Raw genomic sequence first — 12,669 nt, forward strand, 5'->3', positions numbered from 1 at the left:
GAGTGAGGTGCGGTCATGACTCTCGCGGTGGAAGTGCGCAGCCTCGTCATGAGCTACGGCAAGGTCCGCGTGCTCGACGACATCGACCTGGAGATTCCTTCGGGAACGGTGATGGGTCTACTCGGCCCCAACGGCGCGGGCAAGACCACCACCGTCCGGATCGTCACCACCCTGCTGAAGCCGTGCGCGGGTTCGGTGCGGGTGGCCGGGGTCGACGTGCTCCGCGATCCGGCGGGCGCGCGGCGGCGGATCGGCCTGTCCGGCCAATACGCCGCCGTCGACGCGAACCTCTCCGGCTACGAGAACCTGCGAATGGTGGCTCGGCTCTACGGCATGTCACCGCGCCAGGCCACCACCAGGGCCACCGAGCTGCTCAGCGCGCTCGGCCTCGACCATGCCGCACACCGCCGCGCGGGCACCTACTCCGGCGGCATGGCGCGCCGCCTCGATCTGGCGGGGGCGCTGGTGGCCCGCCCCACGGTGGTGGTGCTCGACGAGCCGACCACCGGTCTGGATCCGCGCGGCAGGCTCGACATGTGGCGGGTCATCGGCGATCTCGTCGACGACGGCACCACCGTGCTGCTCACCACGCAGTACCTGGAAGAGGCCGATCTGCTCGCCGACCGCATCACCGTCATCGATCGCGGGCGGGTCATCGCGCGCGGGTCGGCCGACGAACTGAAGACCTCGATCGGCGGTGACCGGCTCACCGTCACCCTGGCACCCGGCCAGGAGGCGAAGCCGGCGATGAGGGTGCTCGCCCAGATCGGTGTGGGCGAGCCGAGCCACGAGATCGGCACCGAGGAGGTGACAGTGGTGGTCGGCGACGGCTCGCGCACGATGGTTCAGGCGCTGCGCAGGCTCGATGACGCCGGGGTGTGCGTGGTCGACGCGAGCGTGCACCGTCCCAGTCTCGACGACGTATTCCTGTCCCTCACCGGCACACCGGCGCCCACGCGGGACGCCGAATCGGAAACCGACGACGTACCCGAGGAGATCATGTCGTGAGTCAGCGACGCGTACCGACGACGACCACCGTGGCAGCCCACACGAGTGAGGTGACCCTGTGACGAGTGCATCGACCGTGGAACGCGCAGCGCTCGACCAGTCCGAGGAAGCACCGAGGCCGGAGCCGAAAGCGGCTGTGGCCCTGGCGATCACGCCTCCGAAGCTGCGGATCTTCCGGGACAGCGCGATCGTCGCGCACCGCAATCTGCTGACCATCCTGCGGGTGCCGACGCTGCTGGTGACCGCGACGATCCAGCCGCTGATGTTCGTGTTCCTGTTCGCCTACATCTTCGGCGCGACGCTCGGCGGCGGCCAGTATCGCGAGTTCCTGCTGGCCGGAATCTTTGCCCAGACGGTGGCTTTCAACGCCGCGTTCACCACCGTCGGCCTGGCGGGAGACCTGCAGAAGGGCATCATCGACCGGATGCGCACGCTGCCGATGTCGCGGCTGGCGGTGCTGATGGGCCGCACGCTCTCGGATCTCGTGGTGAACATCCTGAGCTTGGCCGTCATGGTGGGCTGCGGCTACATCGTCGGCTGGCGAATCAACGGCGGAATCGCCGACGCCGCCCTGGCCTTCGGGATCATCCTGCTGTTCGCGTTCGCGATGTCGTGGGTGGGCGCGGTCACCGGCCTGTTCTCGCCGACCGTCGAGGTGGCGCAGAGCGCGGGCCTGATCTGGCTGTTCCCGCTCAGCTTCATCTCCTCGGCCTTCATCTCCGCCGAGACGCTGCCGGGGCCGCTGCGCACCATGGCGGAATGGAATCCGATCACCGCCGTGTCGGCGTCCGGCCGCAAGCTCTTCGAGAACGGTTCGCCGCCGTCATTCGTGCCGCCGTCGGGCTGGGCGGCCGACCACTGCGTGGAATACGCGATCCTCTGCTCGGTCGCGATTCTGAGTGTGGCGATGCCGTTGGCGCTGCTGCGCTACCGCAAGGTCGCCAGCCGCTGACGCGCCCGGCCGACACCATGACAGAAGGCCACCTCCCGAACGGGAGGCGGCCTTCGTAGTCTGCGGCGTCAGGCGCGGCGGCGGGTCTTGAGCAGTTCGAGGCGCTCCTTGAGCAGCTCCTCGAGCTCTTCCTTGCTGCGGCGCTCCAGCAGCATGTCCCAGTGGGTACGCGGCGGCTTGACCTTCTTGGTCTCCTGCGTGGTGCCCTCGACCAGGATGCCCTCCTGGCCATTGCGGCACAGCCAGGTGGGGGGGATCTCGGCGTCGTCGGCGAAGGGCACGTCGAACTCTTCGCCGTTATCGGTGCGGTACCGGGCGATCCGACGCGGGGCCAGGTCGTGGTCGCGATCGGTCTCGTAGCTCACCGCTCCGAGCCGACTGCCCCGGAGTACGCGATCTGCCATGGTGTGCCTCTCCCTGTGCTCGAGTCTTGTTGCGCTGCGACCGTGCCCGGGCGAACGCGTCCTGCGTTCGCTGGACCTCCAGTGCAACGAACGGGCCTGCGTCAATAGTTCCCGACACGGCGACGGTGAACCGTTCCATTGTAGTCGGTAGCGAGGCAACTCCTCGCCACGCGGGCGGCGGTGCGGTCTGCTGGGTTGCGGTCCGGCCACGGTGGGGGGTCTGCGGGCGACCCCCGCGAGCCACACACTAGTGTTCTGCCTCATGTCGCGCCGCTTGCTGTCCTGCCTGTGGTGTGGGCGGGAGATCGTGGAGTCGGAGGCCGGGCGTCGTCGCCGGTACTGCCGCCAGTCCTGCCGTCAACGGGCCTACGAACACCGCAACAGCCTCAAAGGCACCGGAATTCCGGAGGACTCCGTGGTGCTCAGCGCCCAGGAGGCCGCCGACTTGGCGGACCGCTGGTTCGCGGCCCGCTGCGCCGCCGAGGACATCGCGACCGCGATCGGCGAAGGCGCCGACACCGACGAGCTGGCCTCCCTCAGCGCGACCCTCGTCACCCTGGCCCGCGAAGCGGAACGGCTGCGCTGACCGCCGCGGGCGACTCGGTATCGACCGAAGGCCAGGGCGACGTTGGGCCCGCCGTTATCCCACTGTCTGCGCTTCGGCGACGAGACGTCGTCCGCGGCGACGGATCGTGAGGGTCGCGCCGATGACGAACGCGGTGAGACAGGCGTAGGAGACGAGGGTCGCGGCGTCGGGATGGACGAGGGACTGGGCGCGCATCGCTTGCGAGAAACTGACGGCCAGCAGGCCGGTGTAGGCGAGGGCGAGCACACCCACGAGGGCGGCGCGGGTGGGTTCGGGGCGCAGCCAGGCGCGGCGGCGGGCCAGGCGGGCGAGCAGGAACGCGGCCACGAGCAGGATCTGGATGCCGTGCAGGCCGAGGAAGTGGGGGACACGCAGGTCACCGCCGATGGTGCTCCAGTGGGTGAGCGGCATGCCTTCGGCGGCGTCGCGGACCGCGAGTTCGGTGGGCGGAGCGTCCCGCAGGACGGTGTGCCCGGCGACGAGTTCCACGACCCGTCCGTTGGCGTCCCGGACGAGTTGACCGCCGGTGAACCCCATCAGATAGCCGAGGGCCATGCCCGCCACGGCCAGCGCGAGTCCGGCGTGGATGGCGCGCGCGGTGGGGCGATCGACCAACCGCTGCCAGGACAGGATCACCACGATCACCAGGTTCGCGAGGAACAGGCCGGGCACGCCGGAGGCGAACACCGTCTGGCCGATGGAGTTGACCGGGTCGTCGGCGGAGTTGAAATGGCTGAAGGTGCCGCGGGCGGCTTGGAGCGCGATGAAGCCGACGTCGAGCACACCGGTCGCCGCGAACACCGTGCCGAGCCACCATGTGGCGCGAGATCCCTTGTGCGGCAGGGACAACAGCCATACCAACGTGATTTCGTATACCGCGAACGCGACCCCGAACTTGAAGGTCTTCAGCCACACCGATTCCCCGAGCAGCGTGCGGTCGTCGACCACCATCCCGCCGAGGGAGAACACGGCCAGCGCGGTCATCGCGGCCGCGGACCACAGCAGCGGTCGGTGCGGGCGTCGCGCGCCGCGCGGCAGATCGAGCACGCGGCGCGGATCCTGGCGCAGGCGGTGGTGTCCGGTGCCAGTGGGGAGTTCGGTCGTCGGCATAGTCCGAAAGTAGGAACCGGCGACGCCGGAAAACGTCCCGCCGCAGCGCCATTCGCGTCTCGTACCGGAGTATCAGACGGCGCCGCCGCTCACCCCGGAGCGGGGGAGCGGCGAGCGGAAACGCGCATGCCCGCGAACGGCGCTGTTCGCGGGCATGGCTGCCGGGAGTGACGACCGGCGGGGTTTCACGAGCCCCTCATCGTGCTCGCGAAACCCCGGACGGCTCACTCGTCGGCGTGGCCTACATCGATGCCTCGGGCGGCGAGCCACGGCCACGGGTCGATCGGGCCGACGTTGGGATCGTGCACTTCGTAGTGCAGGTGCGGTCCGGTGGACTGGCCTCGGTTGCCGACGGTGGCGATCACATCGCCCGCGAGGACCGGCTGGCCGACCTCGACGAGAATGTCGTTGACGTGTCCGTAGACTCCCACGGTGCCGTCGTCCTGCTGGACCCGTACCCACAGGCCGAAGCCGGAGGCGGGGCCCGCCTCGATCACGACGCCGTCGGTGACGGAGAAGATGGGGGCACCCAGCGGGTCACCGAAGTCGAGGCCGTTGTGCTGGGCTCCCCAGCGGCTGCCGAAGTAGGAGGTGAGTCGACCGGCTACCGGGCGGACGGTCGTCGGGCGGGGGGGTTCCGGGGCCGGTTGGGCTGCTTCCTGGGCCGGGCGGTGCTGTTCCCATTCGGGAGCGGCCTGGGGCTCCTGGCCTTCGCCGGTGAACGCGGCGTACTGGATGGCGCTCGCGTCAGCGGTGGCCGCGGCGGCCGCGGGTGCGGCGGGCTGGTCGTCGGGGTTGGCTACGGCGAGGACGCCGAGGGTGGCGCCTACGGCGGCGGAGATGGCCACCGCACGGGTGGCGACACGGTGCCGGCGAGAGCGAGTCGCGCCGGGCCGAAGGACAGATAACAGATCGGTCACGGGCATGACTTGAACGTACGGGACCGTGATAGTCGTTTCGTTACCTTGTGGTTACCGTCACAGATCGGTAAAAGCCCAGCTCATGTATTACGAGTCGATAACGGAGCGGCGAGCATCTGTTATCTACCTGCGAAAATTGGGTAGTAGCCGATCTTGACCAGCTAATTGCTAGTTGATCACAATGTTTAAGTGGCGACTAACGGAGTTCGGGTCCTGGAGGCGCTGGCCGAGCCGACCAGGCGGGCAATTTTCGAGGCGCTACCGCAGGCGCCGAGGTCGGTGGGCGAACTGGCCGAACTCGTCGGCGTGAGCAGCTCGGCGGTCTCCCAGCATCTGAAGGTGCTGCGAGCGGCGCGGCTGGTCATGGTGCGTCCTGAGGGCACCCGGCGGCTGTACACGCTCGATCCGCGCGGGCTCGGCGACGCGCGCGACTACCTCGATCAGTTCTGGCCGAGCGCGCTGGCGGCCTACTCGGCCGCGCTGACCGAGGCGCGCGGCGAAGGGTGAGAGGTCAGCCGACCCTGCGATAGGTGGGGCGACGGGCCGCGGCCGAGTTGCGCTGGTTCAGCTGCTTCTCGACCGCGCCGACGACTTCGGCGACGCCGATGCGCAACAGGCCAGGGTCGGGAGTGTCGGCACTGGGATCCCCCGTCTGACCGGCCCACAGCACGATGTGCCTGGCGAGCAGGTGCGGCGGCGGACCGCCCCAGCGCGGCGGCCTCGGCCCGAACAGCAGCACCGTCCTTGTACCGAAGGCTGTGGCAAGCCGTGCGACGCCGGTGTCGCCGCTGATCACCAGCGCGGCCTCGGCGACGGTGGCGGCGAGGTCGATGAGGTTCTGCTGGCCCGCGAGCACGTTCGTCTGGGCGAGCCCGGCCCGCGCCGCGACGTTCAGGGCGATGTCACGCTCGAATTCGTCGCCGGTGAGCACCACCTCGCGCCCGAGCACCAGCAGGTGCCGCACCACGGCGGCGAACCGGTCCGGCGGCCAGCGCCGTGCGGGCGCGCCGGCCCCGACGTGCACGACCACGCAGTCGCGGCGGCTGTTGGTCGACACGGGCGGCACCAAGCCCAGATTGCGGCGGTCGGCCACGATGCCGTCGGATTCGAGCAGGTGACACCACCGCTCCACGTCGTGCATCTCCGGCTGCCAGTCCGGGCCTTCCAGTTCAGGAAAGGCCGGGTTGCGGTAGGTCAGTATCCGTCCGGGGTCCGTCTTGACCAGTTCGACGATGCTCTCGGCGCTCGGCCCGTTCAGGTTCACCGCAAGCTTCGGTGCGGGGCCGTCCCAGCGCAGCGCGCTCACGTCGGCGGTGGGCACCATGGTGTCCACCGAGGTGATCAGGTCGATGATCGGTTTGAGCCGATGCGGGGCGGCGAGCACGATCTGGTCGCTCGGCTCGGCGCGTCGCAGCGCACGAAGCGCAGGGACCGCGGTGAGCAGATCACCGAGTCCGCGTGCCTGCAGCACGAGTACAACCGCCACCCTCTTCTCCCTAGCAACCCGAGACTCACGAAATGCGACCCCCGCTCCGCAGGTGCTTACGGCGAGAGCCACTTAGGGATGACTTCCCATGCCGCTCGAGCGGTAAACGTGGATCGGGTACAGCGTTATCCACGCCACTTTTCGCGATGCGGCAGTACCCTCGCACGTGGCGGCAACGACAGCTAAGGAGCATCCGATGGTCTCCAAGCTCAACCCGTATCTCGGCTTCGGCGACAACGCGCGCCCTGCCCTCGAGTTCTATCGCGACGTGTTCGGCGGCACCCTGGCGGTGAACACCTTCGGCGAGTTCGGCGACAAGGAGTCGCCCGGCGCCGAACTGGTCATGCACGGTCAGCTGGAGACGCCGAGCGGGTTCACGCTGATGGCGGCGGACACCCCGCCCGGCATGGAATATCAGCCCGGCAGCAGCATTTCGATCAGCCTCAGCGGTGACGAGGCCGACGAACTGCGCGGCTACTGGGACAAGCTGATCGCGGGCGGCGTGGTCACCGTGCCGCTGGAGAAGCAGATGTGGGGCGACGAGTTCGGCATGTGCCGCGACAAGTTCGGCGTCGCGTGGATGGTGAACATCGTCGCTGCCGGGGACTGACCGGCGCTGCGCCGCGGGACCGATCCGCGCCGCGCTATAGCAAATGTCCAGAAAACTTATGCCACAAGGCATAACATCTGGTCATGACGACAAACAGTGTGGTCGATGGACCTGCTCAGGCGCTCGTGCGGGCCGCCTGGCAAACCGTTCTGGTCACCGGCGTCCTCTCGGTGATCCTCGGTGTGGTGATTCTGGTGTGGCCGGACAAGACCCTGTTGGTCGCCGGCGTCCTTTTCGGTATCTACCTGGTGGTCGCCGGCGTGCTGCAGCTGGTTGCCGCGTTCGGCGCGACCAGGAGCACCGGCATGCGGGTGCTGTACTTCGTCAGCGGCGTGCTGTCGATCATCATCGGCCTTTTCTGCTTCCGTGACGAGCTCGCCTCGATCCTGCTGCTCGGTCTGTGGATCGGTATCGGCTGGCTGTTCCGCGGCGTGTCCCTGCTGGTCGCCGCCATCTCCGATCCCGAGCTGCCGGGGCGCGGCTGGCAGGGATTCTTCGGCGTGATCACCACGATCGCAGGCATCGTGCTGATCGTCTGGCCGGTCACCTCGGTGGCCACGCTGACTCTCGTCGCGGGCATCTGGCTGATCGTGCTCGGCATCATGGAGATCATCACCTCCTTCGGTGTCCGCAAGGACGCGGCGCGGTTCAGCGAGGCGAACCTCTGATCGCTTCGACCACTTCTTCTCCGCCCGGTGCGTGTTGCGCGCCGGGCGGAGTCGTATCCGGCCTGCCCGTGGGACGGCCCAGGTAGTGGCGAGCAGGGGCTGCGCGATCACTCTGCGATTCTGGAGGCGCTGCGCAAGTGCCGCGCCAAGGTGGCGAGCACGCTGATGCGCGATCACATCGTGTCGGGCGCCGACGAACTGGTCGCGATGCTGGAGGAGCAGGGTCTGTGGGCAGAGGGGGGCCGCAAGTCCACCGCGTGAGATCGCCCTTCGCGGAAGTATTTTCGCGCGATCAGCGCGAATCGGGCAGCCGCATGGCATCGAGCGGAAGCCGGGTCAGTCCGGTCTCCTCGCATTTCGCCATCGCGGGAGCCAGCACCTGCTCTGCCTCGTCCCGCCGACCCGCGCGGCGCAGCGCGGCGCCGAGAAGCAATCGGGCTCGCACCGCGGCGAGCGGCCTGCGGTCGGGCTCGATACTCGCGACCAGGGCGCGCGCCCGCTCGCACGCCTCGTCGCATCGCTCCGGCGTGTGCGTCGCGAGCAGCAGCCGGACCGCGGAGTCCTCGTCCCATTCGGCGATGAGCGTCGCGATGCCGTTGTCGTGGCACAGCTCGCGCGGCCGCAGCATGCGCTCGGCCTCCCCCGGCGCGAGGCTCAGTCCCCAGCGGACTCGCTCGTTGCGCAACCGGGCCGCCAGCCGCGGCAGCGCCAATCGCTCGGCCTTCTCCATCCCGTCGGTCAACCGCTTCGCGGCTGCTCGAAGATCGCCACGCGCGGCTTCGACCCGCGCGCCCGCCGCGTAGGTGGCGATCATGAAATCGACGCCGCCGCCACCCTCGTCCGCCAGTTCCAGGCTCTCCACCAGCAGATCCGCCGCGGCGTCCAGATCGCCTGTCTCGTAGCGGAGTTCGCCGAGCACAGCGCCCGCGAGCCGCGCCGCGTGCGAGTGCGGCCCCATGGTGGTGGTCGCGAGGCGCAGTGCGTCCCGGAACGTCTGTTCGGCGGCCGGGATGTCCAGCTGCTCCCTGGCGGCGATGCCCGCGAAGCAGCGGCCGTACACCCGCAGGAAGGGGCCCGTCGCCTCGTGATACGGATCGGCCCACTGCTGCCACCGGCGCGCGGCGTCGAAATCGAAGCGGTGGATCGCGGAGAACGAGGCGATGTTGGCCGCCACCCCGGCCACCCGGGGAGAGAAGTCGCCGGGGCGGGACAGCGCGTCGCGGATGAGCCGGTCGCCCTCCGCGACGCGATCGGCGAACATCTCCCGGACGCTGGCGAGCACGCCCGCCTCCGCGCGCAGGTCCGCTCGTTCGGCCTCGGTGAGCTCGGCCCCGTCGAACGCCGCGGCGAACCGGGCCAGCGCCGCGCTGGTCGCTTCCGGGCGGCGCAGCACGAGATTCACCCACGCGATGAAGAGCTGGATGCGCGGGCGCGACAGGATCGACCGCGCGGGCAACTTGGCCAGAATGCCCATCAGTGTGGTCATCTTGGACCGCTCCAGGAGGAAGCCTCCGCCGTGCTCTACGAGGTCGGCCCCGCGCTCCGGGTTCCCCGCGGCGAGCGCGTGATCGACCGCCTCGTTGAGAAGATGATGGCGCGCGAACCATTCCGACGCGCGGTAGTGCAGCGTCTCGATCTCCTCGGGCCGGTCCCGCTCCAGCCGACGGCACAGGTACCCCGCGAAAAGCTGGTGGTAGCGGAACCATTCACGATTCGGATCGATGCGCTGCAGGAACAGTCCGCGGTCCTCGATCTCCTCCAGCATGGCGTGTCCGTGCTCCTCGCCGGTGACGGCGGACGCCAGATCACCGCAGATACGTTCGCAGATGGACGTTTTGGTGAGAAATTCGAGAACGTCCGGCTCCAGCGCATCGAGGACGTTCTCCGCGAGGAACTCACCGATGTCGGCGTGCGCGGACAGGCTGTCGACCAAGTGCGCGGGATCGTCGCCCGCGCGCAACGACAACACCGCCAGCTGGAGCGCCGCCGCCCAGCCGTCCGTGGTTTCCGTCAGCGCGCCGACGTCGGCATCGGCCAGCCGCAGCCCGCCCGCCTCGTCCAGGAAGGATCGCACCTCGTCGGTGTCGAAACGCAATGTCCCCGAGTCGATTTCCTCCAGCTCTCCGTCGATGCGCAACCGGCTCAACGGAAGTCCGGATCGGGAGGTGCTGGTCACGATGATCGGCAGGTGGTGGCAGCCGTGTTCGAGCAGGAACCGGACGACCGCGACGGAGGCGGCGTCGGTCACCCGTTGCCAATCGTCCAGCACGACTGTGACCCGGTCGTCGTGGCTGTGCAGGTCGTCGATCAGCGAGCTGAGCACGTAGCGTTCGGCGTCGTCGTAATGCGCCTCCATGACCCGATCGAGTTCGTCGGCGAGGTGGGGGCGCGGCCCGCGAATCGCCTCCACGAGGTGGGCGAGGAACCAGGCGACGTTGTTGTCGTCCTCGTCTACCGTCAACCACGCGACCGGCGCGCCCGCGCGGGCGAGCTCGTCGCGCCACTGGGCCGCGAGCGTGGTCTTGCCGAAGCCGCTCGGGGCGTGGATGAAGGTCAATCGCTTGCGCGAACCCGAGCGGAGCAGATCCAGCAGTCGCTTCCTGACGACCGGCGTGCGCGCTGGAGTCGGTGGTCGGTACTTAGTCGCCGGGGTAGGGGGAGCGGTGGGGCGTTCGCGGTGGCGAACCGTCGCGGCGGGCGGCGGTGTGCGGGGTCCAGGTGCGATCGGCAGCACCATGACGTCGATCGGCACGCCGTGCTGCCGCTGCACCGCGCGCAATTCCTCGCCGAGGGCGGCGGCCGATTCCGGTCGTTCGGCCGCCTCGCCCGCCATTGCGTGCTCGATGACGGTGCAGACATCGTCGGGCACGCCCTCCGTCCGCAGGTCGGGGACCGGCTGCGCGGCGACCCGGAGGAAGTGGGCGAGCACCTGCTCGCCGGTGCGGCGCTCGTAGGCGACGTGGCCGGTGAGCGCGCAGAACAGGGTCGCGCCGAGCCCGTACACATCGGACGCGGGCGTCGACGGTTCGCCGCGCAGCACTTCCGGAGCGGTGAATGCCGGTGAGCCCGTGATGATTCCGGTCGTGGTGCGGAAACCGCCCGCGGTCCGCGCGATGCCGAAGTCGGTCAGCTGCGGCTCGCCGTAGTCGGTGATCAGAATGTTGCCCGGCTTCACGTCGCGATGCAAGGTGCCGACCCGGTGGGCGGCCTCCAGCGCGCCAGCCATCTTGACGCCGAGCCGCAACGTCGCGGTCCAGTCGAGCGGCCCGTAGTGCCTGATCCGCTGTTCCAGCGAGCCGCGGGGGTGATACGGCATGACGAGATAGGGGTGCCCGGAGCCGGTGGTGCCGACCTGGAAGACATCGACGATGTGCGGGTGACCCGACAACCGTCCCATGGCCTGCTGCTCGCGTATGAACCGTTGCATGCCCTCCGCATCGAGATCCGAGGTCAGCACCTTCACGGCAACGGTGCGATCCAGGTCCGGTTGCCTGCAGCGATAGACGACGCCGAAGCCCCCGCGCCCGATCTCCTCCGCCTGCTCGAACCCTTCGGCGTTCAGGTCCGCGTTGATGCCGGAGGACGGGCTGCGCTGTGTCGGCAGTATGTCGGCCATTGCCGGCCTCGATTCTGGGCGAGCTCTCGGGTGACCCTGCGGTCGAATCGTGCCCCCCGAGGATAACTCCGATGGGCAGCTCGGCAACGGTTCCGCAACTCGCCGTGCGCGGAGGAGAAGTGCCGAGGCCGATGAATTCGGACGCTCGGCGGGGTCTACCTTCTCGAGGCCGTCGCGGCCTCACGATGGGGTAGGAGGGCCCGATGTCGACAAACGACCAGGAATCAACGGGGCGGCTGGCCGATCATCCGACCGTCAAGCGGATCGCCGAGCGTGAACGCACGAAACCCGAGCCGGTGCTGAACGCCGCGCGGCTGCGCGAGATCTGCCTGGCCGCGGGCGCCGACGACGTGGGCTTCGTACCCGTCGACGATCCCACGGTCGCCGAGGAATTCGATCACGCGCGCGGAATCTTGCCCGCGGCAAGGACATTCGTATCCTTCTGCGTGCGGATGAACCGCGACAATCTGCGCAGTCCGCAACGCAGCCTGGCGAACACCGAATTCAACCACGCCGACGACGAGACCAACGAGGTCTCGCGCCGCATCACCCGGGCGCTGCAGGACGCGGGCTACCGCGCCGTCTATCCCGCGCCGGGATACCCGATGGAGGTCGATCGGTTTCCCGGCCGCATCTGGGTCATCGCGCACAAGGTGGTGGCGCAGGCCGCTGGGTTGGGCGTGATGGGCATCCACCGCAACGTCATTCACCCGAAGTTCGGCAACTTCATCTTGCTCGGCACGGTCGTCACCGATGCGGTGGTCGACGAGCCGAGCGCCACGCTGGAGTTCAATCCGTGCCTCGAGTGCAAGCTATGCGTGTCCGCGTGCCCGGTCGGCGCCATCACCACCGACGGAGGCTTCGACTTCCAGGCCTGCTACACGCACAACTATCGAGAGTTCATGGGCGGCTTCACCGATTGGGCCGAGACCGTCGCCGACAGCGCCGACCGCGACGAGTACCGCGCGCGAGTGACCACTGGCGAGTCCTTCTCCATGTGGCAGAGCCTGTCGTTCAAGCCCAACTACAAGGCCGGCTACTGCATGGCCGTCTGTCCCGCGGGCGAGGATGTGATCGGCGGGTTCCTCGACGACCGGAAGGGGCACCTCGACGAGGTCGTGCGTCCGTTGCAGAGCAAATCGGAACCCGTCTACGTGCTGCCCGGGTCCGCCGCGGAGGAGCACGTCACGCGGCGGTTTCCCAACAAGACCCCGAAGCCGGTCACCAACGGGTTCCCGGACGAGGTCAACACACTGCTCGATCAGATCGGCCCGCGACCGCGTCCGCGGCCGTCGTCGGACTGATCGCG

At 68.9% G+C, this 12,669-nt stretch carries 13 protein-coding genes; 8 read left to right on the top strand and 5 right to left on the bottom strand.

All coding sequences use genetic code 11. The features are described 5' to 3' along the window. Window positions 1-15: 15 nt before the first annotated feature. Together AB0H50_RS25330 and AB0H50_RS25335 are read left to right on the top strand one after the other, a co-directional pair. The gene (locus AB0H50_RS25330; protein WP_357457078.1) at window positions 16-1,008 is read left to right on the top strand and encodes an ATP-binding cassette domain-containing protein; all 993 of its coding nucleotides are present in this window, start codon (window positions 16-18) and stop codon (window positions 1,006-1,008) included. 169 nt (window positions 1,009-1,177) lie between these two features. Then, complete coding sequence (locus tag AB0H50_RS25335; RefSeq protein WP_357457653.1) at window positions 1,178-1,960, top strand: ABC transporter permease; 783 nt, start codon at window positions 1,178-1,180, stop codon at window positions 1,958-1,960. A 68-nt stretch (window positions 1,961-2,028) separates the two neighbouring features. On the opposite strand, the gene AB0H50_RS25340 is transcribed toward AB0H50_RS25335, so the two are convergent. After that, entirely contained in the window at window positions 2,029-2,364 is a 336-nt protein-coding gene (locus AB0H50_RS25340; RefSeq protein WP_067791875.1) for an RNA polymerase-binding protein RbpA, read from the bottom strand. A gap of 262 nt (window positions 2,365-2,626) precedes the next feature. Between AB0H50_RS25340 and AB0H50_RS25345 the strand changes: the two genes are divergently transcribed. After that, entirely contained in the window at window positions 2,627-2,950 is a 324-nt protein-coding gene (locus tag AB0H50_RS25345) for a hypothetical protein (RefSeq protein WP_068061705.1), read from the top strand. A gap of 54 nt (window positions 2,951-3,004) precedes the next feature. Here AB0H50_RS25345 and AB0H50_RS25350 read toward each other — a convergent pair whose 3' ends face one another. Together AB0H50_RS25350 and AB0H50_RS25355 are read right to left on the bottom strand one after the other, a co-directional pair. Beyond that, a complete protein-coding gene (locus AB0H50_RS25350; RefSeq protein ID WP_357457080.1) occupies window positions 3,005-4,060 on the bottom strand; it encodes a hypothetical protein in 1,056 nt (351 codons plus the stop codon). Between the two features lie 224 nt (window positions 4,061-4,284). Continuing rightward, the gene (locus AB0H50_RS25355; protein WP_357457082.1) at window positions 4,285-4,986 is read right to left on the bottom strand and encodes a M23 family metallopeptidase; all 702 of its coding nucleotides are present in this window, start codon (window positions 4,984-4,986) and stop codon (window positions 4,285-4,287) included. Between the two features lie 183 nt (window positions 4,987-5,169). On the opposite strand from AB0H50_RS25355, the gene AB0H50_RS25360 reads away from it, so the two are divergent. Then, complete coding sequence (locus AB0H50_RS25360; RefSeq protein ID WP_357457083.1) at window positions 5,170-5,487, top strand: metalloregulator ArsR/SmtB family transcription factor; 318 nt, start codon at window positions 5,170-5,172, stop codon at window positions 5,485-5,487. Between the two features lie 4 nt (window positions 5,488-5,491). On the opposite strand, the gene AB0H50_RS25365 is transcribed toward AB0H50_RS25360, so the two are convergent. Beyond that, a complete protein-coding gene (locus tag AB0H50_RS25365) occupies window positions 5,492-6,466 on the bottom strand; it encodes a glycosyltransferase family 9 protein (RefSeq protein ID WP_357457085.1) in 975 nt (324 codons plus the stop codon). 196 nt (window positions 6,467-6,662) lie between these two features. Here AB0H50_RS25365 and AB0H50_RS25370 point away from each other — a divergent pair, with 196 nt between their 5' ends. From AB0H50_RS25370 to AB0H50_RS25380, 3 genes are all read left to right on the top strand, one after another. After that, on the top strand, window positions 6,663-7,076 hold the full coding sequence (locus tag AB0H50_RS25370) for a VOC family protein (RefSeq protein ID WP_357457087.1): 414 nt from the start codon (window positions 6,663-6,665) through the stop codon (window positions 7,074-7,076). Between the two features lie 83 nt (window positions 7,077-7,159). Then, the gene (locus tag AB0H50_RS25375; RefSeq protein ID WP_357457089.1) at window positions 7,160-7,744 is read left to right on the top strand and encodes an HdeD family acid-resistance protein; all 585 of its coding nucleotides are present in this window, start codon (window positions 7,160-7,162) and stop codon (window positions 7,742-7,744) included. Window positions 7,745-7,771: 27 nt separating this feature from the next. After that, the gene (locus AB0H50_RS25380) at window positions 7,772-8,005 is read left to right on the top strand and encodes a hypothetical protein (RefSeq protein ID WP_357457091.1); all 234 of its coding nucleotides are present in this window, start codon (window positions 7,772-7,774) and stop codon (window positions 8,003-8,005) included. A gap of 31 nt (window positions 8,006-8,036) precedes the next feature. Here the strand turns inward: AB0H50_RS25380 and AB0H50_RS25385 are convergent, their stop codons facing one another. Then, window positions 8,037-11,360 (bottom strand): protein kinase, encoded by a 3,324-nt coding sequence (locus tag AB0H50_RS25385; protein ID WP_357457093.1) that lies wholly within the window; start codon window positions 11,358-11,360, stop codon window positions 8,037-8,039. Window positions 11,361-11,563: 203 nt separating this feature from the next. On the opposite strand from AB0H50_RS25385, the gene AB0H50_RS25390 reads away from it, so the two are divergent. Continuing rightward, window positions 11,564-12,664 carry a 4Fe-4S binding protein gene (locus AB0H50_RS25390; RefSeq protein WP_357457095.1) on the top strand — a complete coding sequence of 367 codons (1,101 nt, stop codon included), beginning with the start codon at window positions 11,564-11,566 and terminating at the stop codon, window positions 12,662-12,664. Window positions 12,665-12,669 lie beyond the last annotated feature (5 nt).

The organism is Nocardia sp. NPDC050793 (assembly GCF_040654065.1).
Classification (GTDB): Bacteria; Actinomycetota; Actinomycetes; order Mycobacteriales; family Mycobacteriaceae; genus Nocardia.